This window comes from Nitratireductor mangrovi (assembly GCF_007922615.2).
Classification (GTDB): Bacteria; Pseudomonadota; Alphaproteobacteria; order Rhizobiales; family Rhizobiaceae; genus Mangrovimarina; species Mangrovimarina mangrovi.
The window spans coordinates 4,506,595-4,532,027 of record NZ_CP042301.2 but is presented as its reverse complement, the minus strand read 5'-3'; the positions used below and the strand labels follow the sequence as shown (position 1 = coordinate 4,532,027).

The following is a 25,433-nucleotide window of genomic DNA, read 5'->3' as shown; positions in this document are numbered from 1 at the left end:
GTATGGTCAGCGCGCGTCCGCTGATCGCTCGGCGATCGCCTCGGCCGGCGGCGGCTCGATCCAGCCGCGGCGGGCGGCGCGGCGGCGCTGCCAGGCGCGAAAGAACGGAAGATTGTGCGGGAAGGTCGCCTGCGCCCGCGTGAAGCCGTTGGAGCGTCGGCGGCGGCGGAAAACCTCCTCCTGCATGAGGCGGCGGGCGTAACGCACCGCCCATTTGTGGTTGGCGACCAACGCGAAGCGAAACAGGCGCACGAACCGCCGGACATAGGGGTGCATGACCCGGACCCGCCAGCGCAGGCGCGCATCGCAGATGCCATCCGGACCGGGCACGACCGACATCTCGCCGCGGCCTTCGAAATCGCCCACGACGGCGATGGTCATCGACCGGTGCGGCACCAGGTCGACGATGCGCGCGACGAAGAAGAAGGAATGCGGCAGGAAGCCCTTGGTGTAGAGCCTGATCGTCATGCCGAGCCCGTCGGCGCCGCCGCGCTCGACCAGTTCGGAATCGAGGAACACGCTCGGGCACCAGAGATGGATGAGGTCGGGGTCGAGCACGATTGCGGTGAGTTCCTCGGGCTCTGCCTCGAGGCGCCATGTGGTGACGACGTCAAAATCCGGCTTTTCAGTGGTGCCGGCGATCATGTCGCGGCCTTCCGCGTGCGACCGCTGCGCGCCGCGCGCCGGGTGAGCCAGCGGCGCACCGGCGGCAGATTGTGCGGAAAAGTCGGACGGGCGGGTTCGCCGACAGCACCGCCGCGCCGGCGGTCGACCTCGGCCTGCAGCAGGCGGCAGGCCCGCTCCACCGACCAGCGATGGTTCCAGGCGAAGACGGGACGCAGCAGGCGAACGAAAAAGCGCACATAGGGATGGCGGACCTCCACCTGCCAGCGCAAGGTTACCCTGCAGCGGGCGAAGTCCACGGGCTCGGCCCACATTTCACTGACACCTTCAAAATCGCCGGCGACAGCGATCTTCATGTAGCGGTGCTCGACGAGGTCTACGATGCGGCCGATAAAAAAGAAGGAGTGCGGCAAAAACCCCTTGGCGAAGACCCGAATGGTCATGCCAAGGCCGTCCGGCCTGCCGCGGGAAAGCGTTTCGCTCTCCATGTAGACGGCGCCGCACCAGCGATGGAGCGTCTCCGGCGACAGGATGATCGCGGTGAGTTCCTCCGGCCGCGCGTCGAGCAGCCATTCGCCGCCAAGGTCGAAATCGGGCGCCTGCCCGGCTGCTCGACCGGTCTCGTTCTCCTGCGCGCGAAACATCCGGGGCGGGAACCCGTGCACTTTTCGGCCGAGAACAGCCATGTCAGCGGCCTCTCCTGACCGGCAGCGACGCCGCATGCCCGGTGCCCTCGCCGGCGCTGAAGGCGCGGCGGACGAACAGGGCGCCGAGCAGCGCCAGCGGCAGCATCGAGGTCGCGGCGAGAACCGCGACCTCGGCATAGATATCGCCGACCGGCAATTCGATGCCTTCGACCATTGCGACGCGGCCGGATTCTTCGAAGAGCAGGGGATTGAGGACATATTCGACGGCGAAGGCGGCATAGATGACCGGGACGGACAGCCAGTAGCGGCGGACCTCGCGGGCCGGAAGGCGCGTGGCGGCGGGCGAGCCCGGCGCGATGAACAGGGCAAAGGCCTGGAACATGATCCACGTGACCAGCGCCCAGCCGAAATAGTTCTCCATCGGAACACCGAAATGCGGGCCGCCGTCGAGCCAGACCCAGCGCTGTTCGACGGTCGCGCGCAGCGGGTCCATGGAAAGGTCCCACACCACCATCAGCAAGGCGGCGACGGCGGGCGCGGCGAAGCGCAGCACCGCGTCGGCCTCGCCGTGCATGCGGTTGAGGAGAATTCGCGCCATCGACCATGACGCATAACCCATGACGCAATAGGCCGGCATGACCGACACCGGCACATGGCCGAGGAACGGCGCCATCAGTTCGGTGTAGTGGTAGTTGCCGAACGGAAAGCCAGTCAGGACCGACAGTGTCTCGAAGAACCAGCCGACGAGAAAGACGATCACGGCGAAACCGAGCAGCTGGGCGCCCGAATAGCGCTGGCGGCCATGGATGACGAGATAGGCGATCATGGCGCCGGCGACGATGGCCGGCGACCAGTATTTGAGCGGCCCGTCAAGCGTCCCCCAGGCGTAAAGGGCATTGCCGGCCCAGGCGGTCAAGGCCAGCAGCATGCAGACGGTCGAACGGGACAGGGACGGGATCATTGCGGCTTTGCCTCGCGCCGGTATCGCATGTCGAAGAAGGTCTGGCGTTCGCCGTCGGCGGCGCGCGTCGCGGTTTCAACCATGGCGAACGCATCGGCGCCGTTGAAGGCAAAGACGACGCGAGAAGACCAGGCCTCGCCGTCAATTTCGAGCGGCGCGACCGCGCGGAAGTCGATGCGGTTGCCGGAGGCGGTGCCGGAATAGGCGACGTCGCCGGGAAGGACCGGCGAGGAGGCGTGCGCGTCAACGCGACCGCCGGACCGTTTTTCAAGCGTGATGGCGAAGCGCGCGGTGCCGCCGGCAGTGCCGCAGCGGCCGGTCACCTCGATGCGGGCGGCACCGGCGGCGCGCGCCGTCATGCGGCAGGCGGCGCGCTCGAGCGGCGCGCCCGGGCGTTCCCGGGTCAGCCCCTTGCCGCGCCATTCGCCGACGAGCCCGTCGACGAGCGAGGCGGCCTGAGCCGGCGCGGCGGCAAAGGCCGCAAGCGCGAGGAGTGCGATGGCCAGGTTCATGCGAACCGCCTCCCCGGCGCGGTGCGTTCGCTCGGCCCCATCAGACGCAGCCAGGCCGGCAGGACGAGGAGATCGGCGACGACCGCGAGCCAGAGCACCAGGATCGACAGCGCGCCGAAATAGGCGGCGGTGGGCACGGTGGACAGGAAATCGGCGGTCAATCCGACCGAAAGCACCGCCGTGGTGACGACCAGAACCGGCGTCACCTCGGCCATGGCGCGCCGCAGCGCGGCGGGATCGAACGGTTCGCCTGGCGGCGCGTTGAGCCGCAGCCGGTTCAGAACATGGACGGTATCGTCGACGGCGATCCCGAAGGCGATGGTGAGCGCCACGCCCGAGGAGAACTGCAGACCGCGGCCTGAAAGCGCCAGCCCGGCCCCGACAAGCGCGATCGGCAAGACGTTGGGCATCAGCGCGACGAGCCCGTAGCGCAGATTGCGCGACCACAAAAGGATCAGCAGGCCCGAGGCGGCGACGGCGATGAGGAAGCAATAGTTGAGGTCGGTGATCATGCGGGCGCTGACGAAGGACGACATCACCAGAAAGCCGGTCGGCCGCGCGACGACATCGCGATCGGCAAAACCGGCTGCCGCCAGCGCGGCGTCAAGGCGCCCGACAAGATCGCGGGTGGCGCGCGCGCCCTCATCGGCAACGTGAAGGCGTACCAGCGCCCAGTCGCCGTCGGACGACACGAACCGGCCCTGCCGCGACGCCTGCATGCGGGCCAGAAGCGCGTCGACACGGGCCGCCTGTTCGCCGGCACCGACATCGGCCAGCCCTGCCGCCAGCGAGACGAGCGAGCGCGCCGAGCCGTCAGGCGCGGTGGCCTGGGCAATGTCGTGAACCTGCCGCGCGCGCCCGAAGGCGGCCGCATCGAGCCGGCCGTCGATGCGCACGGGGATATGGATGGCGTTGACCGGCGCGAGTTCCCGGTCGATGCGGTCGAGCGCGACAATGACGGAGCGATCGTCGTAGATGTTTTCGCGCAGCGAATGGACCGGCTCGATGGACGGGTAGATGGCGACCGCAGCGGCAAGCAGGAGGCCGGCGCCTGCCGCCACCGGCAGGGGGCTGGCGAGCGCAAGCGCCGGCAGGGCGCGCCAGTCGAAGAAAGCGGGCGCGATGCCCTTTTTGCCGGCGAACAGGCGATCGAGGCCGCGCCAATGGGCCGCGGTGGCAAACACCAGCGGATGGACGAACAAGACCGCGACCAGCGACACGATGCCGGCGAGCAGGCCGGCGACGCCCAGTTCGCGGATCAGGGTGGAGCCGGAGACCATCAGCCCGCCAAAGGCGATCGCGGTGGTGAGCGAGGCCAGCGCGCAGGCCGGCCCGACGCGGCGCAGCGCCTCGAACTCGGCCTGTGGCGAGGCGCGTCCGGCACGCGCCTGGCGCGCCAGTTCGAATGTCAGGTGCACGCTGTCGGCGAAGGAGATGACCAGGATCAGCACCGGCAGCGCCACGGTGAGCACGGAAATGCGGAAACCGAGAGCCCCGAAGACGCCCAGGACCAGAATGAGCGCCGTCGCCGACGGCAGCGTGCCGAGCAGGGCCAGCAGCGGGGAGCGCATGGCGACGGTGCAGACAACGAAGCCAAACGCCACACCGGCGATGACGAGGACCACGAGGTCCTGGTAAAGGCCGTCGACGATGGCCGCCCGCAGCATCGCGACCCCGGTCAGCGAATAGGAGATGCCGGAGCCGGCGAGAGCCGTATCGGCGAGGCCGGCCAGCGCGGCGGCGACCGGGCGGGCCGTCTTCAGGCTGCGCCCGCCATCGGCAAGCGTGACGACGACGGCGGTGAGACGCCGGTCGTGCGACAGCAGCGCGCCCGCCGCCGGTGCGGTGATGCGCATCTCGTCGAGGAGGGTCGCGAGACCGTCGCGGTCGGGCAGCACTGCCGGCAGGATCGGATCGGCCATACCGCCCGGTCCGGGCGGCCGGCGCAGGGTGAATATCGACGTGGTGTCGGCGACACCCTCGATGAAGCCCGCTTCGAGAACGAAGTCGGATATCCGCTCCAACGCTTCCGGCGCGGCAAAATCGGGCGCCTCGAACAGGACGACCAGGTCGCCGTCGGGGCCGGTGAAGAGCCGGTCGAAACGCTGGTGGTCGCGGAACCAGTCGTCGTCGGAGACGAAGGCATCCTGCAGGCCGTCGTCGAAGCGCAGCCGGGCGATGCCGAGGCCGGCGGCCAGGTCGACAGCGAGCAGGACCAGCCAGCAAAAGGCCAGCGTGCCGGCGATCGCCCTGCCTTCACCTTTCCCCATTCAACCCGACACGATAGCCGGCCTAGCCGGGAATCGTGGCCCTGTTCTTCGCCCACCGGAAGTTTAAGAGGCCGCATGTGACCGGATCAAGGAGAGGGGCGGAAAAAGGCAGCGGCGGACGGCCTTGCGCAAAGCCGGAAACGAACCCCTAGTCGTAACTGAGGTCGGTCGCCTTGCCGCCGAAGACCCGGTAGGCGTAGGCGGTGTAGAACAGTATGACCGGCAGCACCACCAGCGTGCCGGCGAGGATGACGGCGAGGCTTTCCGGCGCGGAGGCGGCCTGCCAGATGGTCAGCCGGTCGGGCACCACATAGGGGTAGAAGGAGTAGGCGAGCCCGGCGAAACCGAGCGCGAAGATGACCGCCAGCGCGAGGAAAGGCCGCAAGGAATGCCGGTCGTCGGGCCGCGGAAGGGCGAAGCTCAGCCGCCAGAGATAAAGGAACAGCGCCCCGGTGACGATCGGCAGCGGAGCCAGCCAGGCCATCTCCGGCAGCACGAACCATTTGTCAAAGATGCGCGGACTGGCAAGCGGGGTGGCAAGCGAGACGGCGACCATGCCGAGCGTGGTCAGAACGAGGGCTGCGCGCAGCCAGGCGACCGCCTTTTCCTGCAGCGCGCCCTCGCTCTTGTAGATCAGCCAGGCCGCGCCCATGGCCGTATAGGCGGCGGCGAGGCAGGCGGCGACCAGGAGGCCGAAGGCGATCGCGCCGAGGCCGGCGCGCAGGCCAAGCACATAGACGCCAAGCATGTAGCCCTGGGACAACGCGGCGAGCAGCGAGCCGGCAAAAAACAGGAAGTTCCAGCGGCCCTTGCGGTGGACCGGCACCTTGGCACGGAAGTCGAAGGCGACGCCGCGCAGGATCAGGCCGACAAGCAGCGCAAAGACCGGGAGGTAGAGCGCGGTAAGGATGATGCCGTGGGCGGCCGGAAAGGCGACGAGCAGCAGGCCGACGGCGAGCACCAGCCAGGTCTCGTTGGCGTCCCAGAACGGGCCGATGGCGTTGATCATCATGTCCTTCTCGTGATCGCCGGCGACCGCGAACAGGATGCCGATGCCAAGGTCGAAGCCGTCGAGAACGACATAAATCAGGATCGACAGGCCCATCAGCGCGGCGAAGATCAGCGGCAGCAGTGTCGGCCAGTCATAGGTCATGGCGTGTCAGCGTCCTGTTCGAGCGTGGGATGGAAGCTTGCGCCCCCTGCGCCGCCTCCGGAAACGGGAGATGGTTCGCGCCCCCTCCACCACGTCGTGGCCCCCCTCCCCCGCTCCGGAGGGGAGGATCGGACGGCAGCGACGTGGCACCCTTCCGCATTCAGGGTTGGAGGCCGGCCACCAACTTCACGCTCCCCGGACGCGGGATGGCGAGGACTTGCACCCATCGCAGTCATTCCGTCGCCCTCGCCGGTTGCGACAGGGCGCGGTCGGCGGCAGCCGGCGCCGGTTCGGGGTCGCCCTCCTTCGCCGCCTTGCGGGCGAGGTGGACGAGCACGCCGAGATAGACCACCAGCAGCACGGCATAAAGCGCCAGATAGATGGCGAGCGTGAAGGCGACTTGCGGGCCGGGCACCGGGCCGACCGCGTCGACCGTCCTCAGGACGCCGGTGACCAGCCAGGGCTGGCGGCCGATCTCGGTGGTGTACCAGCCGGCAAGCGTGGCGACCCAGCCGGAAAGGCCCATCGGCACCATGAGCCAGAGCAGCGGCTTCGGCAGCTCGCGCCGGCGCCACAGATACCAGGCACCGGCCCAGGAGACCGCGAGCATCAGAAGCCCGGTGCCGACCATGATGCGGAAGGCGAAAAACACCGGCAGGACCGGCGGGTGGTCGCCGACATAGTCGTTGAGTCCGGGAACAACGCCGTCGGCGCTGTGGCGCAGGATCAGGCTGGCGCCGTCGGGAATGCTGATCTCGAACCGGTTCTCACGCGCCGCCTCGTCGGGAATGGCGAAGAGCACAAGCGGGACATTGGGCCGCGTTTCCCAGTTGGCCTCCATGGCCGCGACCTTCTGCGGCTGGTGTTCGAGCGTGTTGAGGCCATGCTGGTCGCCGACAAAAATCTGCACCGGGATCAACACCGCGCCGAGCACGATCCCGGTGGCGAGCGCCTTGCGCAGAGAGGCCGAGCGGTCACCCCAGAGGTGGCGCAGGGCGGAAAGCCCGGCGATCAGGAAGGCGACGGTGAGGCCCGAGGCGATCAGCATGTGGACGAGGCGCCAGGGGAAGGACGGGTTGAAGACGACCGCCCACCAGTCGGTGGCGTGCGCAACGCCGTCTCGCATCTCGAAGCCGGCGGGTGTCTGCATCCAGGAATTCAAGGCCAGAATCCAGAAAGCCGACATGGTGGTGCCAAAGGCGACGAGCAGGGTCGCCAAAGTATGCATGCGGTTGGAGACGCGGCGGAAGCCGAACAGCATGATGCCGAGGAACACGGCTTCCAGGAAGAAGGCGGTGAGCACCTCGTAGGCGAGCAGCGGCCCGGCGATGTTGCCGACCGTTTCCATGTAGCCCGGCCAGTTGGTGCCGAACTGGAAACTCATGGTGACGCCGGAGACGACGCCGAGCGCGAAGGTGAGCGCGAAGACCTTCACCCAGGTGAAATAGGCGTGGATCCAGGCGTCGTTGCCGGTGCGGTTCCAGGCGAGCTTGAAGAACAGCAGCACCCAGCCGAGCGCGATGGTGATCGTCGGGAACAGGATGTGGAAGGAGATGTTGGCGCCGAACTGGATGCGTGAGAGAAGCAGGGGGTCCATGGCGGGCCTCGGCTCTGACGTTCAGCAGGAAGATAGAGCCGCGGCACGCCCGGTCAAAGTGGCGGATTCGCGCATGGGGCAGGGTGTCGCGTGCGGCGCGATGCCGCCGACGGCGTCTCAGATCGCCCAGCCGCGGGCGGCGAGCACCACGAGCAGGCCGAGCAGCGACAGCGAAACAGCGACAAAGATGGCGTCGCGCGCGGCGAGGCGCGGGCAGTCGATGATGGTGCGCGCGCGGTTCGGGGCCAGCCCGCGCGCCTCCATGGCGATCGCGGCCCGGCCGGCGCGGCGGATGGCGAAGGCGAGCAGCGGCACGACCAGCGAGGCGGCCTCGCCAGGGCCCGGCAGGCGGCGTGGCGGGCGACCGCGGCGCATGGCGCGGGCAAGCCGCATCTCGTTGGCGGCGCCGGCGAGATCGGGCACCAGTTCGAAGGCGGAAAAGAGCGCATAGCCGACGCGTGGCGGCAGGCGCCAGCCGGCCATCAGCGCACGCACGAGGCGGCCCGGATCGGTGGTCAGCGCGAAGGCCATCGACACCATGCCGCAGGCGACCGCGCGGAAGAACAAAATGAGGCCGGCGGAGAAGCCCTTCGAACGGACCAGCGTGTCCTCGGCGACATGGAGCGCGAAATCGGCCTCCTGGCGGAAGACAAGGCTGGTGGTCAGAAAGCCGAAGCCGAACAGCATGAAGGGGATGGTGAGCAAGAGCACCTTCAGCGGCGACACACGGTCCAGCAGGATCAGCGCCAGCGCGGCGGTGAACGCCAGCGCGATCTGGAACCAAAGATCGAAGACGAGGATCGCGGTGGCAAGCCAGACCAAGGCTACGACGAGCTTGGGCAGCGGGTGGAGGCCGGACATGATCAGCCGGCCCGCTCGAGCCAGTCGAGCGCCGGCAGGATACGCGGCGGCGCAAGGCCGGCGGCGGCGAGAAGACCCTCGTCACGCAGAAGGCTGGCGGCCGGCCCGTCGGCCAGGATGCGGCCATCGCCGAGGAGGACGGCGCGCCGGCAGGTCGAGAAGGCGAAATCCATGTCGTGGGTGACGACGACGACCGCCCTGCCCTCGGCGCGAAAGGCTTCGATCGCAGCGGCGACGATGGCGGCGCCACGTCGGTCGAGACCGGCCAGCGGCTCGTCGAGGACGACGAGGCGCGCACGCCGGTCGGCCGCGACCATGGCAAGCGCCAGGCGGCGCTTTTCGCCCTGCGAAAGCTCGAAGGGATGGCGCGCGGCGAGCGCCGAAAGCCCCCATTCGGCGAGAATCGCGGCGGGGATGGCGTCGCCTCCGCCGGCGGCGGCGCGCTCGACCTCCTCGGCGACCGTTCCGGCGGTGAACTGGACCTCGGGGTTCTGGAACGAAACGACGCCGGTGGCGCCGGACCGGCGGCCGGCCTTCGGCCGCAACAGGCCGGCAAGCACGAAGCCGAGCGTCGACTTGCCGGCGCCATTGGCGCCAAGCAGCCCGACCACCTCGCCGGCGCGGATGGTCAGGTCGACACGCTCGAGCACGACCGGCCCGAGGAAGGGCGCGCAGGACGCGCCATCGAGCGCGGCGACGATGTCACCTTCGCCTTCCCCGACGGCTGGCGGCTGATGACGCGTGACGAAGGCGGCGACAGCCTCGCGGGCCCGTGCAAGCTTTTCGGGGGCGAGCAGGGCGGGATCGAGCGGCGTCAGCGCCTCTTCCAGCGACAGGGGCGCGACCTCGGGCGCCAAGCCCTGGCGGGTGAGTTCTGCGTCGAGCCCGGAGGCGAGCGGCGACCAGATGCCGAGCCGTTCGAGCGTGGCGTGATGGTCGCGAAAGAGCGAACGCGGCTCGCCCTCGGCGATCACGCGGCCCTCGTCTAGGACGATCACGCGGTCGATCGCCTCGACAAGGCCGTCGAGGCGATGGTCGACGACGAGCACGGTGCGGTCCGGCCGGCGCCGGCCGAGAAGCGCATGCAGACGCGACGCCGCGGCGGGCGAAAGACTGGCGGCGGGCTCGTCGCAGACGATGAGCGGCGCGTCGGGCATCAGCGTGGCGGCGAGTGCGACGAGTTGCTTCTCGCCGCCGGACAGGGTGGCAGAGCGGCGGTTGCGAAAGGATGCGGGAAGGCCGACCGCGGCCATGGCGCGATCGACGGCAGCGTGGATCGCCGTTTCGGGCCAGGCGAGGTTTTCGGCGGCAAAGGCGATCTCGTCGACGACACGCATGCCGCAGAGCGTCTGGTCGGCATCCTGGAAGAACTGCGCGACACGCCCGGCCCCGTCGGATGGGCGGCTGCCGGCCACATCCACACCGAAAAGCTCGACCCGGCCCTCGACCGTGGCCGGGATCGAGGCCGGCACCAGCCCGGTGAGGCCAAGCAGCAGCGTCGACTTGCCGGAACCCGAAGCGCCGAGCAGCAGCACATGCTCGCCCGGCCTGAGGGCGAGATCGACCGGGCCGACCGCACGCGCCCCGGCATAAGGGTAACGCACCGCGAAGTCCTCGAAGCGCGCGACCTCGCAGTCCGCAGCCGGCGCGGCCGGAGGAGCCGCGGGCTCAGGCTGCCGGAGCACGCCGGTCATGCTCGATGCGCAGGCCGGCAAGCACACCGGTACGGTAGAGCGCTTCCACGACATAATGGCCGAGGAGACCGCCAAGCAGCGCGCCGCTCAGGCAGCGCAGCGCGAACATGGCGACCAGCAGGCCCGGTTCGAGCGCACCATAGTCGAAGCGCACCCAGGTGTAGATGAAGGAGGCGATCGCGGCGCCGACGCCGGAAAACATCAGCACCGGCAGCGAATAGTTGCGCCAGCGGGTGGCGGCGAAGACGGCCTCGGCGCCGGCGCCCTGGATGGCGCCGGAGACGACGAGCAGCAGGCCGGCCGGGCTGCCGAGCAGCACCTCGATGGCGGCGGCCAGAACCTCGGCCAGGAAGGCGGCGCCGGGCTTGCGGATGATGGCGGCGGCGATGATGGAGGCGATGAACCAGAAGCCCATCACGACGTCCATGGTGACGGCGCCGAAAATCGCCTGGGCAACCAGCCAGACCTGCACCCAGCCGAGATAAAGCACGGCGAAGACGGCGCCGATGACGGCGAGGATGAGGATTTCGCGCAGGGTCCAGCTGTGGGAAGTCATGGTCTTGGTCCTTGGTTGAGAAGGGCAAGCGCCGCAGCGGCGCGGCGCGGAACAGGCGCGGTCAGGCCGCGCTCGGGCTGTTGGCCGAGACCGTGACGTCGAGCGCCACGTGACCGTCCGGCGCGCCGAAGCGCAGGAAAGCTTCGGCCAGGGTGGCGAAGACCGGACCGGCGTCGCCGCGCAGCTTGGTGCAAAAGTTCTTCGAACGGTCGAAGACGCCGGATGCCTTGAGGAAATCGATGCAGCCGTAGATCTCGTCCATGTGGTGTGCGCCGCCGAGCGGGTAGAGCGAGAACTGCGCGGCGACGGGACGGCCGGTGATGGCGGAATTGGCGACCGCCTCGCGCGCGCCGACAATACGCTCGGCGAGCGGCCGGTCGTTGCCGACCCCTTCGGACGGGGTGCAGGCGGGATCGTCGGGCTCGCCGGGACAGCCGCGCGAGACGGCAGCGGAGAGCACGCAATGGATGCCGCCGCCGCTTGCCGCCACGAACAGGTCGCGCATCGCCGGGAACAGTTGTTCGGGCGGGCCGACGATCAGCGTCGAGATGTCGTCGGTCTCGATGCGCAGGTGGTCGCGGTAGGGATCGAGCGTGGAAAGCGCGCCGAGGATGATGCCGACGAAATTGTCGGACATCGGATAGATGGACAGCTGTGCGCCGGAAAACATGGCCTTCTCGCTCCGCTGGCATTACCCAGATCAGCTTTGAGGGTCAGAAGGCTTGGCGCCCTCGATCTCAGCCCCGGCACTACGGAGCACCCCTGTCGATGGCGGATTGGTAGCACCGGGCAGGCACGAGATGCAACAGGGCTTTTTGAACGACAGCAGCAGGCTGGACGCGCGCCGCGGCAGGCACTAAGTCGGAGCCGATGGTCGAGGAACATGCCGAGAAGGCCGAGGAACCGGGGGGGCTTCAAAACCTGCGCCTCACCCTGAGGCGGCTCTATCACGGCCATACGACGACCGCGCTGCGTTTCCAGCTGGCGGTGATCATGCTCGATCTCGCCGTCATCGCCTTCTTCGTGATCTCGCCGGTGCTGCGCGAGGGACCGGCTTTCCTGTGGGTCGACTACACGATCGCCGCTTTCCTGGCCGCCGACACGCTGGCCCGCGCTCTGGCCTCGTCGAACGTGGCGCGCTGGGCGCGGCAGCCGACGGTCTGGGTCGACGTCTTCATCCTGGTGACGCTGCTCTTTCCCTACACCTTCGCCAATCTCGGCTTCCTGCGCATCCTGCGATTGTGGTCGCTGTCGCGCAGCGGCTTCATCTGGCGCCCGCTCGACCGGCGCGGGCTCGGCGAATGGCGCGACGCCATGCGCGCGATCGTCAACCTCGTCACCTTCCTGTTCGTGGTGACCGGCTTCGTCTATACGAGCTTCTTCCGCAACGGCGCCGGCTTCGAAGGCTATGTCGACGCGCTCTATTTCACTGTCGCCACGGTAACAACGACCGGCTTCGGCGACATCGTGCTGCCGGGCATGTGGGGCAAGCTGACGGCGATCGTCACCATGATCATCGGCATCTCGCTGTTCGTGAAGCTGGCGCAGTCGATCTTCCGACCGTCGAAGGTCTTCCACCCCTGCCCCGAATGCGCGCTGCAGCGCCACGACCCCGACGCCGTGTTCTGCAAGGCATGCGGACACAAGCTCCAGATCCCCGAGGAAGCATAGGAACGATCATGACCAACCAAGCCAGGAAGCCGGGACGCGGCCGCGTCTACAATTCGATCACCGAGACGATCGGCGACACGCCGCTGGTGCGGCTGGAAAAGTTCGCGCGCGAGAAGGGGATCGTCGCCGACCTTCTGGTCAAGCTCGAGTTCTTCAACCCGCTGGCGAGCGTCAAGGACCGCATCGGCGTGGCGATGATCGAGGCGATGGAGGCCGACGGCCGCATCACCCCCGGCAAGACGACGCTGGTCGAGCCGACTTCGGGCAATACCGGCATCGCGCTCGCCTTCGCGGCGGCGGCCAAGGGCTACCGGCTGATCCTGACCATGCCGGAGACGATGTCGCTGGAACGGCGGCGCATGCTGGCCTTTCTCGGCGCGGAGCTGGTGCTGACGGAAGGCGCCAAGGGCATGAAGGGCGCGATCGCCAAGGCCGAGGAACTGGTCGCGACGCTGGAGGACGCCGCGATCCCGCAGCAGTTCGAGAACCCGGCCAACCCGCAGATCCACCGCGAGACGACGGCCGAGGAGATCTGGAACGACACCGACGGCGGCATCGACATCTTCGTGTCCGGCATCGGCACCGGCGGCACCATCACAGGGGTCGGCCAGGTGATCAAGCAGCGCAAGCCGTCGCTCAAGGTGATCGCGGTCGAGCCGGAGGCCTCCCCGGTGCTTTCGGGCGGCCAGCCCGGGCCGCACAAGATCCAGGGCATCGGCGCCGGCTTCGCGCCGGCGATCCTCGACACCAAAATCTATGACGAGGTGGTGACCGTCTCCAACGATGACGCCTTCGCCAATGCGCGGCTGGCCGGACGGCTCGAAGGCCTGCCGGTCGGCATCTCGTCGGGCGCGGCGTTACAGGCGGCGATCGTCGTCGGCTCGCGACCGGAAAATGCCGGCAAGACGATGGTGGTGGTGATCCCGTCCTTCGCCGAGCGCTATCTGTCGACGGCGCTGTTCGACGGGCTCGGCGGCTAGCGCGGACTGCGGGCTGCGTCGCGGCAAGGCCTGCTTCAGGGCAGCGATTGTCATTGCGGGCCGGCGGCGGCACTATGCGCGACCCGCCGCAAGGCGGACGGGAGGAGCATGAAGAAGCCACCGCCGCTCGGGCGCATCACGATACTGGCCGCGATTGCCTTGGCGATCGCCGCCGCGACGCTTTCGGCGTGGCTGGCCGCGTCCGAGACCGGGCGTCGTGGACTTCAGACTACGCTCGATGACGAGTTGCAGGTGCTGGCGCGCTCGGTCGAAAGCGAGATCGAGCGTTTCCGCTACCTGCCGGCGGTCGTCGGCCGCGACGGGCGCATCGTTGCCGCGCTGACCGGAGGCACGGGTGCCGCGGCCGGCGCCAACCGCTACCTGGCAGAGGTGCGCGACGACACCCGCGCCGACGAACTTTATGTGATGACCCCCGACGGGCTGACCGTGGCGGCAAGCAACCACGACGAGGAGACCAGCTTCGTTGGCCGCAACTACCGCTTCCGGCCCTATTTCCAGGATGCACTCGCCAAAGGCGAGGGCCGCTACTATGCGGTCGGCGTCACCACCCGCAAGCCGGGCTATTTCCTGTCCTCGGCGGTGCGCCAGAACGGCAGCGTGATCGGCGTCGCCGTGGTCAAGGTCGACATGGCCGGCATCGAGGCGGCCTGGCGCAATTCCTCGATCTTCGCGGTGCTTGCCGACAGCGACGGCGTGGTGTTCCTGACCGGCCACGCACCGTGGAAATACCGGCCGCTGCATGCGCTGAGCGACACCGCGCTCGACGACATCGCGCGCACCCGCAAATATGACGGGGTGGACCTGGCGACGGCCACGCCGATCTTCGGCGATGGCACGGGTCTGCCGGCCGACACCGCGATCGGCGCCGACGCGCAGAGCCACATCCTGCGCTCGATCGCGATCCCGGCGGATGGCTGGCGGCTGATCGGTGCGCGCAGCCTGGCGCCGATCCAGACCAGCGCGCTGCTGGTGGCCGGCATGGCGGCGCTCGCCGGGATGCTGGCCTGCTCGATCGGCTTCTACCTGCGCCAGCGCCGCCAGCTGGTGCGCGCCAAGCTCAACGAGCATGACCGGCTCGAGCGCCGGGTTGAGGAGCGCACGGCCGAATTGCATCGAGAGGTCGAGGACCGGCGCCGTGCCGAGGAGGAATTGCGCGCGACCCAGGCGACGCTGATCCAGACCGCCAAGCTGGCCGCGCTGGGGCGCATGTCGGCGGCGATCGTGCATGAGGTGAGCCAGCCGCTTTCGGCGCTGGAAAACACGCTCGCCACTGCCGGCGTGCTGGCCGAGCGTGGCGAGGCGGGCGCGGCGGGCGGCAAGATGCAGGCAGCGCGCGAGATGGCGCGGCGCATCCAGCGCACCGTCAAGCTGTTGCGCTCCTTTGCGCGCAAGGAGCCGGGCGCGCGCGAACCGGTCTCGGTGGAGCGCAGCATTGCCGAGGCGGTCGAGCTTGCCCGCCACCGCGCCGACCAGGACGGGGTCGGCATCGTGATCGAACCTGTGCCGGCGCTGACCGTCATGGCCAACGCGGTCAGGCTGGAGCAGGTGGTGCTGAACCTGCTGGTCAACGCGCTCGACGCGGTGAGCGGAACCGAGGACCCGGCAATCCAGATCTCGGCGGCGGAACGCGACGGCATGGTGGAAATCCGGGTGCACGACAACGGTCCCGGCATCCCGGCGGAACTGCGCGAGCGCATCGCCGAACCCTTCTTCACCACCAAGCAGACCGGCGAAGGGCTCGGGCTCGGGCTTTCGATCTCGCGCGCCATCGTCGGCGAGTTCGGCGGCGCGCTGACCTTCGAGAGCGAGGAGGGCCAGGGCTCGACCTTCGTCGTTTCGCTGCCGGCCGCCGCTGCCGTGCGGGAGGCAGCCGAATGAGCCGCGGCACGGTGCTTTTCGTCGACGACGAGAAGGAATTGCGCGAATCCGCGCGTGAATGGCTGGCCGTGGTCGGCTTTTCCGCCTCCGCCGCCGCCAATGGCGAGGAGGCGCTGGCGCGGCTTGGCGAAAGCCCGGTCGACGTGCTCGTCACCGATGTGCGCATGCCGGGCATGGATGGGCTCGAGCTGCTTGCCGCGGCGAGCATTCGCGATCCCCTGATGCCGGTGGTGCTGCTGACCGGGCATGGCGACGTCGCGCTTTCGGTCGAGGCGATGCGGCGCGGCGCCCACGACTTCCTCGAAAAGCCCTATGACGCCGACCATCTGGTGGCGGTGCTCGACCGGGCGGTGCGCGAACGCCGGCGCAGCCGGGAACTGGAACGGCTGCGCGGGGCGGCCGGCGGCGACATGGAATCGCGACTGGTCGGCACGGCGCCGGCCATGGCGGCGCTGCGCGAGCGCATCCGGCAACTGGCCGATGTCGACGTCGACGTGCTGATCGTCGGCGAGACCGGCGCCGGCAAGGAGGTCGTGGCGCGGGCGCTGCACGATTTCGGCAAGCGGCGCGAGCGGCCGTTCGTGGCGCTGAACTGCGCTGCGATCCCGGAGAGCGTGTTCGAAAGCGAAATCTTCGGCCACGAGCGCGGCGCCTTCACCGGAGCGGTGCAGAAGCGGGTCGGGCGCATCGAGTTCGCGCGCGGCGGGACGGTGCTGCTCGACGAGATCGAATCGATGCCGCTGGCGCTGCAGGCCAAGCTGCTGCGCGTGATCCAGGAGCGTGTCGTCGAGCCGGTCGGTTCCAACCGGCAGACGCCGGTCGACGTGCGCTTCCTCGCCGCGACCAAGGTCGACCTGAAGGCGGAAAGCGAGGCCGGCCGTTTCCGCTCCGATCTCTATTACCGGCTGGCGACAGTTGCCCTGACCATTCCCGCGCTCGGCGAACGGCCCGGCGACGTGGCGCTGCTTTTCCGGCATTTCTGCGCCGGCGCCGCCGAGCGCCACGGGGTGGCGCTGCCGCCGACACCGCCGGCGCTGCTCGACGCGCTCGGCGCGCGGCGCTGGCAAGGCAATGTCCGCGAACTGAAGGCAGCAGCCGAGCGCCATGTGCTGGGACTGCCGGCGGTGGCCGAGTTCGAGATGCGCGGCGACGCGCCCGAGAGAGGCGGCGGCACGCTGCCGGAGCGGGTCGCGGCCTTCGAGGCCGAGCTCATCCGCCAGGCGCTCGACGGACATGACGGCAACGCTCAGGCGGCCAGCCAGGCGCTCGGCATCCCGCGACGAACGCTGAGCGAAAAGATGGCCCGCTACGGGCTGAGGCGCGGCGACCTCGACGCCACCGGCTGACCGGGCGACCGGCGGAAAATTGCCGGCGGTCGCCTCCCTGCGGCGGAAAACCGCCGAGAACCCCGGCCGCAACGCCCCCTGTTGCCGCGAAAAGCCCCGGAACACAGCGGTTTCGCTGCCACCCACGGAACTGGCACGTAGCATGCTTGGGTTTCCCAAGCTGTCGCCCCGGCCGGGCGGCAGGGAGGAAACCAGGGAGGTCTCTCATGAAATTCGTATCGGCCAGACTGCTCGCCGCCGGCGCCGTGGCGCTTTCGCTCGGAACGGTGCCCGCTTCCGCGCAGGAATTCATCAACGTGCTGACGGGCGGCACCTCCGGCGTCTACTATCCGCTCGGCGTGGCGCTGTCGAAAATCTACGGCGAAAACATCGAGGGCGTGAGCACGCAGGTGCAGTCGACCAAGGCGTCGGTGGAAAATCTCAACCTCTTGCAGCAGGGACGCGGCGAGATCGCGTTTGCGCTCGGCGATTCGGTGAAATCGGCCTGGGAAGGCGATGCCGAGGCCGGGTTCCCGGCGAAGCTCGAAAAGCTGCGCGGCATCGCCGCCATCTATCCGAACTACATCCAGATCGTCGCCTCGCAGGAATCCGGCATCGCCAAGTTCGAGGACCTGAAGGGCAAGAGCCTTTCGGTCGGCGCGCCGAAATCGGGCACCGAACTCAACGCCCGGCGCATCTTCGAGGCGATGGGCATGAGCTATGACGACCTCGGCAAGACCGAATACCTGCCCTTCGGCGAGTCGGTGGAACTGATCAAGAACCGCCAGCTCGACGCCACCTTGCAGTCGGCCGGTCTCGGCGTCGCCTCGATCAAGGATCTGGCGGTGTCGCTGCCGATCACCATGGTGGCGGTGCCGGAGACGGTCGCCGCGACGCTGGGCGCGCCGTTCCTCGCCGCGACGATCCCGGCCGGCACTTATGAAGGCCAGGCCGAGGACGTGCCGACGCTGGCGATCACCAACATCCTGGTGACGCATGCCGACGTCTCGGAGGAGACCGCCTACCAGATGACCAAGCAGCTGTTCGAGAATCTCGACGAAATGGTGGCCGCGCACGCCGCCGCCAAGGCGATCACGCTCGAATCCGGCCCGCAGGGCGTGCCGGTGCCGCTGCATCCGGGCGCCGAGCGCTACTACAAGGAAAAGGGCCTGATGTAAGGCCCGGGCCATGCATCCGGCCGCCACGCGCGGCCGGATGCGGGCTCTACACCCGCGCACTCGCGTTGCGGCCACCGGCACGACCGGCGGGCCCGTCTCGGGGTGACGCGATCCGGCCACCGCCATGCCTGCGAGAGCCCGCGACCAGCCCCCGCGCGAAGCGCTTTTTCGCGATCGCCGGCGCCGTCCCCGTGATATTGGTTAGATCGCCATGACGAACGAAACCCGCGCCGCGAAGGAAGCGGAAGTGGATGCCGCCATCCACGATCCGACCCATGGCGGTTTCCAGCCGACGGTCGAGGGTCGCATCCTGTTCTGGATCGCGGTCGCCTTCTCGCTCTACCAGATCGCCGTCGCCGCGCATGTGGTGACGCTGGCGAGCCAGGTGGTGCGCGCCTTCCACGTCGGCTTCCTGATCCTGCTCGCCTTCCCGCTGGTGGCTGCCGCCCGCGGCTGGAGCCGGCCGATGCGCGCCGTGGCGTGGGGTTTTGCGCTCGCCGGCGTCGCGGTGGCGCTCTACCAGTATGTCGAATACGAGCCGCTGATCCTGCGCGCCGGCTTCCCGCTGACACGCGACATCGTGTTCGGGGTCGTCGCGCTCGCCACCGTCTTCGCCGCCGCGTGGATCATCATGGGCCCCGCGCTGCCGATCATTTCGGGACTGTTCCTCGGCTATTGCCTGTTCGGCCAGTACCTGCCGCGGCCGTTCAACCATCGCGGCTACGGCTTCGACCAGGTGATCGACCATATGGCCTACGGCACGGAGGGCATCTACGGCATCCCGGTCTATGTGTCGGCGACCTACATCTTCCTGTTCATCCTGTTCGGGTCGTTCCTCGAGCGCGCCGGCATGATCAAGCTGTTCACCGACGTGTCGCTGGGGCTGGTCGGCCATGCGCGCGGCGGCGCGGCCAAGGTGTCGGTGATCTCGTCCGGGCTGATGGGCACGATCTCGGGCTCGGGCGTTGCCAACGTCGTCACCACAGGCCAGTTCACGATCCCGCTGATGAAGCGCTTCGGCTACCGCGCCGCCTTCGCCGGCGGGGTCGAGGCGACGTCGTCGATGGGCGGCCAGATCATGCCGCCGGTGATGGGCGCCGTCGCCTTCATCATGGCCGAGACGCTTGGCATCGAATATCACGAGGTGGTGACGGCGGCGATCGTGCCGGCGCTGCTCTATTTCGCCTCCGCCTTCTGGATCGTGCATCTGGAGGCCGGCAAGCGCGGGCTGCTGGGCCTGCCGAAAGCCGAGCTGCCCTCCCCCGGCAACGCGGTGCGCAAGGGCTGGTATCTGCTGTTGCCGCTCGGCGCCCTCGTCTATCTGCTTTTCTCCGGCTACACGCCGCTCTTTGCCGGGACGGTCGGCCTGTCGCTGACGGTGCTTTTGATCCTCGGCGGCACGGTGGCGCTCGGCCTGCCCGGACAGGTGTTGCGCATCGTGTTCTGGGTCGGGCTCGGCCTGATCGCGGCGAGCTTCTTCCGCTATGGGATCAACGCCATCCTGGTGGCGGCGGCACTCCTGATCCTGGCCAACATCTTCGTGGCCGGCGGCCGCGACACGCTGGCGGCGTGCCGCGATTCGCTGGCCGAGGGCGCCAAGACGGCGCTGCCGGTGGGTGTCGCCTGCGCGGTGGTCGGCGTCATTATCGGCACCATGACGCTCACCGGCGTGGCCAACACCTTCGGCCAGTACATCGTCTCGGTCGGCGAGACCTCGCTGTTCCTGTCGCTGGTGCTGACGATGATCACCTGCCTGATCCTCGGCATGGGCATTCCGACCATCCCCAACTACATCATCACCTCGACCATCGCCGGCCCGGCGCTGCTGGCACTCGGCGTGCCGCTGCTGGTGAGCCACATGTTCGTGTTCTATTTCGGCATCCTCGCCGACCTGACGCCGCCGGTGGCGCTGGCCTGTTTCGCGGCGGCGCCGATCGCGCGCGAAAACGGGCTGAAGATCGCCGGCGAGGCGATCAAGGTCGCGGCGGCCGGCTTCGTGATCCCGTTCATGGCGGTCTACACGCCGGCGCTGATGCTCCAGGACGGCGGCCCGCTGGCCGAAGCGATCGGCTACGTGCCGGCTGTCGCCTACATCATCTTCAAGGCCGGGCTTTCGATCGTGCTCTGGGGGGCGGCGGTGATCGGCTTCCTGCGGGCGCCGATGCTGGTCTGGGAGCGCGTGATCGCCGCGGCGGCGGCCTTCACCCTGATCGCGGCGCTGCCACTGACCGACGAGATCGGCTTCGCGCTTGCCGCGCTGGCGCTCGGCCTGCACTGGTACCGTACCCGCGGCCTGACCGCTGCCGCGCCGAGGGCCACGGAACCGGCGGACGAAAGCCCGGCGGAATGAGCCTCTGCCTGATCGCCGGCGCCAAGGCCACGGCGATTGCAGCGACGGCTTTCACCCTGTCATGGACGCATTCGGTCGAACGGACGAGCTGGCGCGAGGACTGGCGCGTGACGCCGCAGGGGCTGGTGCTGGAAGAGGCACGGGTCCAGGGCTCGGGCGCCGGCATGGAGCCGCCGGAAGGCGCGGTGCTTGCGGACGGCTGGTGGGTCTACCGGCCGGCTCTGCCGCCGCTGCCCGCGCTCGTGCTCGCCGCTTCGGGCGCCACGGCCGGCGGCTGGCGGCTTTGCGCCGGCGGCGAATGCCGGACGCTGGGCAGCGCTTCCGGCGCGCCCATCACGCTGCGTCCATGTGTTGATGAGCAGTCGGCCAACATGCCGGCCAACTGAGCGGACTCAGCCAAGCAGCAGGCGCGGCAGCCACAGCACGATGCCGGGGAAGGCGATCAGCACGCCGACGGTGACCACGTCGGCAATGAAGAAGGGCGAGGCGCCGCGGAAGACATCCTGGACGGAGATGTCGTGGCGCTCGGAGGCGACGCCGGCGACGACGTAGCAGTTGAGCCCGATCGGCGGCGTGATCAGGCAGAGCTCGCACATCTTGACCACGATGATGCCGAACCAGATCGCGGCTTCGGTCGAATTCATGCCGAGCGCGGAGGCTGCGGCGGTGACGTTGTCGCCGCCATTGAGGGCGATCACGGCGGGAAAGGCGATCGGCAAAGTGAGGATCAGCATGCCGATCGCGTCCATGAACATGCCGAGCACGACATAGGCGCAAAGGATCAGCAGCAGGGTGATCATCGGCGACTGCTCGAGCCCGCCGATCCAGTCGGCGAAGGTGCCGGGCAGGTCGGCAAAGCCGAGATAACGCACATAGATCAGCACGCCCCAGATCATCGTGAAGATCATCGCCGTGAGCTTGGCCGATTCCAGCAGCGCGCCCTTGAGCTGCTGCCAGCGCATGCCGCGCCACAGCGCCATGACCAGCACCACGAAGGCGCCGAGCGCGCCGGCCTCGGTCGGCGTGCCCCAGCCGCCATAGATGCAGAAGATGATGATGAAGACGACGAACAGGATTGGGAATGCGCCGGGCAGCGTGGCGAAACGCTGGCCCCAGGAAAAGCCGCGCACCGGTGGACCGAGATCCGGCCGGGCCTTGGCAAGGCCGATGACGAGGACGCCATAGATGAGGGCGGAGACCATGCCGGGCAGGAAGCCGGCCAGAAGCAGCGCGCCTACCGAGCTTTCGGTGATTATGGCGTAGATGACGAGGATCGCGGAAGGCGGGATCAGCGAGGCGAGCGTGCCGCCGGCGGCAACCACGCCGGCAGCGAAGCGCTTGTCGTAGCCGAGCTTCAGCATCTCGGGAATGGCGATGCGGGCGAAAACGGCCGAGGTGGCGACCGAGGCGCCGGAGACGGCGGCGAAGCCGGCGGTGGCGAAGACGGTCGAGACGCCGAGCCCGCCCGGCAGCCAGCCGACCCAGCGCTTGGCGGCCTCGAACAGCGCACGCGTCAACCCGGCGTAATAGGCCAGATAGCCGATCAGGATGAAGGTCGGGATCAGCGACAGGACATGGCTCGACATCTTCGAATGCGGCACCTGGCCGGCGATCTTGAGCGCGGTGACGAAGCCGCGCTCGACGCCCTGGCCCTTGTCGAAGGCGAAGATCAGGAACAGGCCGAGAAGCCCGATCAGCGCGGTGGCGAAGGCGACGCGCACGCCGATGACGACCATCACCACCAGCAGGCAGGAGAGGAGGATGGAGACCTCGATGGGGGTCAAGTCCTGTTCCTCCCGTCGGCCTCGTCAGCGCCATTGTCGTCGGAAAGCCCCGACACGGTGCCGGCCTCGCGTTCGGCCTGCTGGGCCGGGGTCTCGATCAGCGGCACGGCAACCGGCACCTCGGCCTCTTCACGCCAGGCGCGGCCATAGGCCCAGAGCTGAAGTCCGAGCCTGACGGCGAGCAGGAACAGCATGACCGGCACGACGAGCTTGACCGGCCAGGTCGGTAGCGAAAGGTCGATGGTGGAATCGCGGCTCCAAAGCGGCGCGCCGAAATCGAAGCTTCGCGCGAAATGGAGCCACGAGCCCCAGATCAGCGTGACCGAAAGTGCCAGCAGCAAGAGCACGCCGAACCATTCGGCGGCGTAGAGCAGGCGTCCGCGCAACTGGCCGATCAGGATGTCCATGCGGATATGGCCGCCGAGGCGCTGGCAATAGACGATGCCGAGGAAGGCGATGATCGGCACCGACTGTTCCATCCAGTCGACGAAGCCGGGCACGGGGATGTTGAAGAGCTTGCGGCCGAGGATGTTGGCGACCGAGATCAGCATGACGAACAGGATCGTCACGCCCGCCAGCAGCGCCAGAAGCTTTTCGAGCCGGAACAGGGCCTGGTCGAGGCGCGACAGGGCCGAGCCGTCCTCCGGCACCATCTGTGCGGACATGATTTCCCCTCAGGCGCAAGCGGCCCCGCGCATGGGCTGCGCGGGGCGGTTGGCAGGCGCGGTCAGTTGGTGCCGCGCATGTCCTTCAGGGTTTTCTGCACCGTGTCATAGAGCTCCTGGCCGGGGATGCCCTGGGCCTCCATGTCCTTGATCCACTGTTCGCGGGTGCCCTTGGCGGCCTTGTCCTCGAACTTGGCGATCTCTTCCGGCGAGAAGGAGACCTTCTCGACTTCCTTTTCGGCGAGGATGCCTTCCCATTTGTCGAGCAGCTTGCCGTAATTGGCGAGGTAATATTCGATTGCCTCGTCGACCGAGCTGTCGAGGGCGGCGCGATGCTCTTCCGACAGGCCCTCATAGGCGTCGGTGTTGACCACGATCGGGCAATTCACGGTGCCGGGATTGAGGTTCGCCGTCCACCAGTCGGCAAGGTCGATGGTGCGGAAGGCCAGATGCGCGTGCTGTGCGAAGGCGACCGAATCGACCACACCCGATTCCATGGCGTTGTAGGCTTCCGTCGCGGTGACCGAGGTCGGTGTGGCGCCGACGGTCTCGAACGCCTTGCCGAGGCCGCCGGTGGCGCGGATGCGCTTGCCTTCGAAATCCTCCAGCTTTGACGGCGCCGGGCCGGTGCCAACGACATTGTATTGCGGCATCGGCGAGGTCATCAGAAGCTTGGCGTTCCAGCGCCCGAGATCTTTCTGCGCCGCGGGGTGATCGTAAATCGCATGCGAGACAGCAACTTCCTCCTCAAGCGTGTTGACGCCAAGGAACGGCAGTTCGAGCACGGTGATGGTCGGGTTCTTGTCGGGGTGATAGCCGGCGCAGAACTGCGCCATCTCGAAGGCGCCGATGGAGATGCCGTCGAGGTTCTCGCGGTTCTTGGACAGGCCACCATAGGAAATGTTCATGGTGAACTCGCCGCCGGTCTTTTCCTCGACCAGTTCGGCGATCTTGTGCAGATGTTCGGTGAAGGCGCGGCGCTTGCCCCAGGTCGAGACGTTCCACTCGGTCGCGGCGAACGCGTCGCCGGCCACGAAGGTCAATGCGATCGCCGGCAAGATGGCGAGCTTGAGGGTTTTGCCCATGTCGTTTCTCCCATTGATTTGTCGTTATGGGAGAAAACTAACGACTGAGGCCGATTAGGCAACCCGTCAATGGTGAGCGAGGTCACCGCCGAGGTGCAAACGCCGCGCGCAAGCCGGGCCGGGCCCGCGCATGTAATGCCGCTCCGGCCGGTAACTCGGCACGAGAAACTCGCGAACAGCGTGCGCGCAACGCAGCATCGTGCTCCAGACCGCCATTTTTCCTTCGACTCCCGTCCGCTCGGAATGTCCCTTCCGAATGGTCGTCAAGAATAGCGCCGAGTCGTGAATTCCCGGTGAACGGCGCCGTCAAGACATGCGGAGAAAAGGCGGCGAAAGGGCCCGCAAACGGGCGGAATCGCGTCAAAAAAGCGGTTTCGCGCCGCGATCATGTGGAAGCGGTACGTTTCGCCGGACAGTGATGCCGACGGGCAACACCATCCGGCGCAAAGCCTATTCGACGAGATCGATCTCCTCGGTCATGCCGCCGGTGCAGGTGTAGCAGCAATCGTTACATTCCTGCCCGTTGCCGGGGCCGGTGCCCCAATAGGTGCCCTCGTCGCCCGACACCCAGGCGCCGTAGCAGATCAGTTCGCCTTCCTCGCAGGCGAGCGACATCTGCTTGGCCTCGCCGTCGTCGAGATAATAGACCTGACCGCCACCCGGCCAGACATGGTTGCGGTCCTGGCTGTAAAGCTCGACCTCGACGGCGAAGGGATGCGAGTTGCGCATGAGGAAGGTGACGTCGGCGGCGATCGCCGGCAGCGCCAAGGCGCCAAGGGCGGACGAGAAAAAGCATGCTGCAAGCGCGGCGCGCGCAGAAGAAAGGCTGGACATCTTCGGTGTTCCCCCAGAACGGCCATACCGGCCGCGATGCGAGATTGGCACATCGCGCGGACCGCGCCTACGGCATTTTTCGATCCGAGGGAGCGCGGCGCGGGAACGTCTTCAGGCGGTGAAGCCGATCTTCTTGTGAGTGCCGTCACACCAGGGCTTGCTGGACGAATGGCCGCAGCGGCACAAGAAGGCGCGCCGGGTGCGCTCGACCATGTGGCCGCCGCCCGAGACGATCTCGATATTGCCTTCCAGACGCAGGCAGCCATCGGGCTGCGGCGTCACCGTGACCGGCCCGTCGCGGACTTCGAGCGGGCCGCTCTCCCTGGCCGGAGGTTCGCCGGTCGCCTTGAAGCCGATCTCGGAATGGCTGCCGTCGCAGAACGGCTTGTTCCTTGACGCGCCGCAGCGGCACAGCACGGCGCGGAAGAAGGTCTCGTCGCCAAGCCGGACGTCGGCATGGATGGCAAGCGGGCCATCCTCGCGCACCCTCAGCGTGTTGACCGCCGGCGGCGCCTCGGCCGCGCCGCCATCCTTGCGGACATAGGCGAGCGCGCCCGACGGGCAGCTTTCCACCACCTGCACGATGCGTTCGGTCGAGGCCCTGTCGGGGAAGATCCAGCCGCCCGGCGTGCCGGGCACGAAGACCTCGGGCCGACCGAGCACGCAGTTGCGGGCATGAATACAGCGCCTGGCGTCGAAGCTGACGTCGACTGCCTGGCCTTCGGTCGTCCTGCGCGGCATCGCCCTGCTCCTGCCTGGGGCCGAACAGTCCGGCCCGTGGGTTGGT

Annotated in this window: 23 protein-coding genes; 7 read left to right on the top strand and 16 right to left on the bottom strand. The window is 68.2% G+C overall.

The window, feature by feature from the left end; translation table 11 throughout:
• Positions 1–6: 6 nt before the first annotated feature.
• The 11 genes from FQ775_RS22255 to FQ775_RS22205 form a co-directional block, all read right to left on the bottom strand.
• Positions 7–645: an SRPBCC family protein gene (locus FQ775_RS22255; protein ID WP_146300772.1), complete on the bottom strand. Its 639-nt coding sequence runs from the start codon at positions 643–645 to the stop codon at positions 7–9.
• Positions 642–1,310 carry an SRPBCC family protein gene (locus FQ775_RS22250; protein WP_146300773.1) on the bottom strand — a complete coding sequence of 223 codons (669 nt, stop codon included), beginning with the start codon at positions 1,308–1,310 and terminating at the stop codon, positions 642–644. Before FQ775_RS22250 ends, FQ775_RS22255 begins: the two co-directional genes overlap by 4 nt.
• Position 1,311: 1 nt before the next feature.
• Positions 1,312–2,232 (bottom strand): carotenoid biosynthesis protein, encoded by a 921-nt coding sequence (locus tag FQ775_RS22245; RefSeq protein ID WP_146300774.1) that lies wholly within the window; start codon positions 2,230–2,232, stop codon positions 1,312–1,314.
• The gene (locus FQ775_RS22240) at positions 2,229–2,744 is read right to left on the bottom strand and encodes a DUF1579 family protein (RefSeq protein WP_167813107.1); all 516 of its coding nucleotides are present in this window, start codon (positions 2,742–2,744) and stop codon (positions 2,229–2,231) included. The genes FQ775_RS22245 and FQ775_RS22240 overlap by 4 nt, the downstream gene beginning before the upstream one ends.
• Positions 2,741–5,014, bottom strand: coding sequence for an efflux RND transporter permease subunit (locus tag FQ775_RS22235; protein ID WP_146299302.1), 2,274 nt, complete (start codon positions 5,012–5,014; stop codon positions 2,741–2,743). The genes FQ775_RS22240 and FQ775_RS22235 overlap by 4 nt, the downstream gene beginning before the upstream one ends.
• A 148-nt stretch (positions 5,015–5,162) precedes the next feature.
• Positions 5,163–6,167, bottom strand: a complete 1,005-nt coding sequence (locus FQ775_RS22230) for a cytochrome d ubiquinol oxidase subunit II (protein WP_146299303.1) — start codon at positions 6,165–6,167, stop codon at positions 5,163–5,165.
• 232 nt (positions 6,168–6,399) lie between these two features.
• Positions 6,400–7,764, bottom strand: a complete 1,365-nt coding sequence (locus FQ775_RS22225; protein ID WP_146299304.1) for a cytochrome ubiquinol oxidase subunit I — start codon at positions 7,762–7,764, stop codon at positions 6,400–6,402.
• A 117-nt stretch (positions 7,765–7,881) separates the two neighbouring features.
• Positions 7,882–8,625 carry an energy-coupling factor transporter transmembrane component T family protein gene (locus tag FQ775_RS22220; protein ID WP_246730212.1) on the bottom strand — a complete coding sequence of 248 codons (744 nt, stop codon included), beginning with the start codon at positions 8,623–8,625 and terminating at the stop codon, positions 7,882–7,884.
• 2 nt (positions 8,626–8,627) lie between these two features.
• Positions 8,628–10,319: an ABC transporter ATP-binding protein gene (locus FQ775_RS22215; RefSeq protein WP_167813106.1), complete on the bottom strand. Its 1,692-nt coding sequence runs from the start codon at positions 10,317–10,319 to the stop codon at positions 8,628–8,630.
• Entirely contained in the window at positions 10,294–10,875 is a 582-nt protein-coding gene (locus FQ775_RS22210; RefSeq protein WP_146299307.1) for an ECF transporter S component, read from the bottom strand. Before FQ775_RS22210 ends, FQ775_RS22215 begins: the two co-directional genes overlap by 26 nt.
• Positions 10,876–10,936: 61 nt before the next feature.
• On the bottom strand, positions 10,937–11,545 hold the full coding sequence (locus FQ775_RS22205; protein ID WP_146299308.1) for a YkoF family thiamine/hydroxymethylpyrimidine-binding protein: 609 nt from the start codon (positions 11,543–11,545) through the stop codon (positions 10,937–10,939).
• Positions 11,546–11,745: 200 nt separating this feature from the next.
• On the opposite strand from FQ775_RS22205, the gene FQ775_RS22200 reads away from it, so the two are divergent.
• From FQ775_RS22200 to FQ775_RS22170, 7 genes are all read left to right on the top strand, one after another.
• A complete protein-coding gene (locus FQ775_RS22200; RefSeq protein WP_146299309.1) occupies positions 11,746–12,546 on the top strand; it encodes a potassium channel family protein in 801 nt (266 codons plus the stop codon).
• A gap of 8 nt (positions 12,547–12,554) precedes the next feature.
• Positions 12,555–13,526: a cysteine synthase A gene (gene cysK, locus FQ775_RS22195; protein WP_146299310.1), complete on the top strand. Its 972-nt coding sequence runs from the start codon at positions 12,555–12,557 to the stop codon at positions 13,524–13,526.
• 108 nt (positions 13,527–13,634) lie between these two features.
• A complete protein-coding gene (locus FQ775_RS22190) occupies positions 13,635–15,425 on the top strand; it encodes a sensor histidine kinase (RefSeq protein ID WP_146299311.1) in 1,791 nt (596 codons plus the stop codon).
• A complete protein-coding gene (locus FQ775_RS22185; protein WP_146299312.1) occupies positions 15,422–16,771 on the top strand; it encodes a sigma-54-dependent transcriptional regulator in 1,350 nt (449 codons plus the stop codon). Before FQ775_RS22190 ends, FQ775_RS22185 begins: the two co-directional genes overlap by 4 nt.
• Positions 16,772–16,977: 206 nt before the next feature.
• Positions 16,978–17,928 (top strand): TAXI family TRAP transporter solute-binding subunit, encoded by a 951-nt coding sequence (locus FQ775_RS22180; protein WP_146299313.1) that lies wholly within the window; start codon positions 16,978–16,980, stop codon positions 17,926–17,928.
• 211 nt (positions 17,929–18,139) lie between these two features.
• Positions 18,140–20,278 carry a TRAP transporter permease gene (locus FQ775_RS22175; RefSeq protein WP_146299314.1) on the top strand — a complete coding sequence of 713 codons (2,139 nt, stop codon included), beginning with the start codon at positions 18,140–18,142 and terminating at the stop codon, positions 20,276–20,278.
• Entirely contained in the window at positions 20,275–20,664 is a 390-nt protein-coding gene (locus FQ775_RS22170; protein WP_146299315.1) for a DUF1850 domain-containing protein, read from the top strand. The genes FQ775_RS22175 and FQ775_RS22170 overlap by 4 nt, the downstream gene beginning before the upstream one ends.
• A 6-nt stretch (positions 20,665–20,670) precedes the next feature.
• Here the strand turns inward: FQ775_RS22170 and FQ775_RS22165 are convergent, their stop codons facing one another.
• The 5 genes from FQ775_RS22165 to FQ775_RS22145 all read right to left on the bottom strand — a co-directional run bounded on the left by FQ775_RS22165 (position 20,671) and on the right by FQ775_RS22145 (position 25,387).
• On the bottom strand, positions 20,671–22,062 hold the full coding sequence (locus FQ775_RS22165; protein WP_146299316.1) for a TRAP transporter large permease: 1,392 nt from the start codon (positions 22,060–22,062) through the stop codon (positions 20,671–20,673).
• Positions 22,059–22,727 carry a TRAP transporter small permease subunit gene (locus FQ775_RS22160; protein ID WP_146299317.1) on the bottom strand — a complete coding sequence of 223 codons (669 nt, stop codon included), beginning with the start codon at positions 22,725–22,727 and terminating at the stop codon, positions 22,059–22,061. The genes FQ775_RS22165 and FQ775_RS22160 overlap by 4 nt, the downstream gene beginning before the upstream one ends.
• Before the next feature lie 62 nt (positions 22,728–22,789).
• On the bottom strand, positions 22,790–23,812 hold the full coding sequence (locus FQ775_RS22155; RefSeq protein ID WP_146299318.1) for a C4-dicarboxylate TRAP transporter substrate-binding protein: 1,023 nt from the start codon (positions 23,810–23,812) through the stop codon (positions 22,790–22,792).
• A gap of 450 nt (positions 23,813–24,262) precedes the next feature.
• A complete protein-coding gene (locus FQ775_RS22150; RefSeq protein ID WP_146299319.1) occupies positions 24,263–24,646 on the bottom strand; it encodes a hypothetical protein in 384 nt (127 codons plus the stop codon).
• A 111-nt stretch (positions 24,647–24,757) separates the two neighbouring features.
• On the bottom strand, positions 24,758–25,387 hold the full coding sequence (locus FQ775_RS22145) for a CDGSH iron-sulfur domain-containing protein (protein ID WP_146299320.1): 630 nt from the start codon (positions 25,385–25,387) through the stop codon (positions 24,758–24,760).
• Positions 25,388–25,433: the final 46 nt, after the last annotated feature.

Excerpts from the sequence above, each read along its gene's own strand:
- FQ775_RS22170 (WP_146299315.1), top strand. The coding sequence starts at position 20,275 with ATGAGCCTCTGCCTGATCGCCGGCGCCAAGGCCACGGCGATTGCAGCG.
- FQ775_RS22245 (WP_146300774.1), bottom strand. The coding sequence starts at position 2,232 with ATGATCCCGTCCCTGTCCCGTTCGACCGTCTGCATGCTGCTGGCCTTG.
- FQ775_RS22160 (WP_146299317.1), bottom strand. The coding sequence starts at position 22,727 with ATGTCCGCACAGATGGTGCCGGAGGACGGCTCGGCCCTGTCGCGCCTC.
- FQ775_RS22230 (WP_146299303.1), bottom strand. The coding sequence starts at position 6,167 with ATGACCTATGACTGGCCGACACTGCTGCCGCTGATCTTCGCCGCGCTG.
- FQ775_RS22180 (WP_146299313.1), top strand. The coding sequence starts at position 16,978 with ATGAAATTCGTATCGGCCAGACTGCTCGCCGCCGGCGCCGTGGCGCTT.
- FQ775_RS22200 (WP_146299309.1), top strand. The coding sequence starts at position 11,746 with ATGGTCGAGGAACATGCCGAGAAGGCCGAGGAACCGGGGGGGCTTCAA.
- FQ775_RS22220 (WP_246730212.1), bottom strand. The coding sequence starts at position 8,625 with ATGTCCGGCCTCCACCCGCTGCCCAAGCTCGTCGTAGCCTTGGTCTGG.
- FQ775_RS22225 (WP_146299304.1), bottom strand. The coding sequence starts at position 7,764 with ATGGACCCCCTGCTTCTCTCACGCATCCAGTTCGGCGCCAACATCTCC.
- FQ775_RS22240 (WP_167813107.1), bottom strand. The coding sequence starts at position 2,744 with ATGAACCTGGCCATCGCACTCCTCGCGCTTGCGGCCTTTGCCGCCGCG.
- FQ775_RS22205 (WP_146299308.1), bottom strand. The coding sequence starts at position 11,545 with ATGTTTTCCGGCGCACAGCTGTCCATCTATCCGATGTCCGACAATTTC.
- FQ775_RS22175 (WP_146299314.1), top strand. The coding sequence starts at position 18,140 with ATGACGAACGAAACCCGCGCCGCGAAGGAAGCGGAAGTGGATGCCGCC.
- FQ775_RS22155 (WP_146299318.1), bottom strand. The coding sequence starts at position 23,812 with ATGGGCAAAACCCTCAAGCTCGCCATCTTGCCGGCGATCGCATTGACC.
- FQ775_RS22250 (WP_146300773.1), bottom strand. The coding sequence starts at position 1,310 with ATGGCTGTTCTCGGCCGAAAAGTGCACGGGTTCCCGCCCCGGATGTTT.
- FQ775_RS22255 (WP_146300772.1), bottom strand. The coding sequence starts at position 645 with ATGATCGCCGGCACCACTGAAAAGCCGGATTTTGACGTCGTCACCACA.
- FQ775_RS22190 (WP_146299311.1), top strand. The coding sequence starts at position 13,635 with ATGAAGAAGCCACCGCCGCTCGGGCGCATCACGATACTGGCCGCGATT.
- FQ775_RS22215 (WP_167813106.1), bottom strand. The coding sequence starts at position 10,319 with ATGACCGGCGTGCTCCGGCAGCCTGAGCCCGCGGCTCCTCCGGCCGCG.
- cysK (WP_146299310.1), top strand. The coding sequence starts at position 12,555 with ATGACCAACCAAGCCAGGAAGCCGGGACGCGGCCGCGTCTACAATTCG.
- FQ775_RS22210 (WP_146299307.1), bottom strand. The coding sequence starts at position 10,875 with ATGACTTCCCACAGCTGGACCCTGCGCGAAATCCTCATCCTCGCCGTC.
- FQ775_RS22145 (WP_146299320.1), bottom strand. The coding sequence starts at position 25,387 with ATGCCGCGCAGGACGACCGAAGGCCAGGCAGTCGACGTCAGCTTCGAC.
- FQ775_RS22185 (WP_146299312.1), top strand. The coding sequence starts at position 15,422 with ATGAGCCGCGGCACGGTGCTTTTCGTCGACGACGAGAAGGAATTGCGC.
- FQ775_RS22235 (WP_146299302.1), bottom strand. The coding sequence starts at position 5,014 with ATGGGGAAAGGTGAAGGCAGGGCGATCGCCGGCACGCTGGCCTTTTGC.
- FQ775_RS22150 (WP_146299319.1), bottom strand. The coding sequence starts at position 24,646 with ATGTCCAGCCTTTCTTCTGCGCGCGCCGCGCTTGCAGCATGCTTTTTC.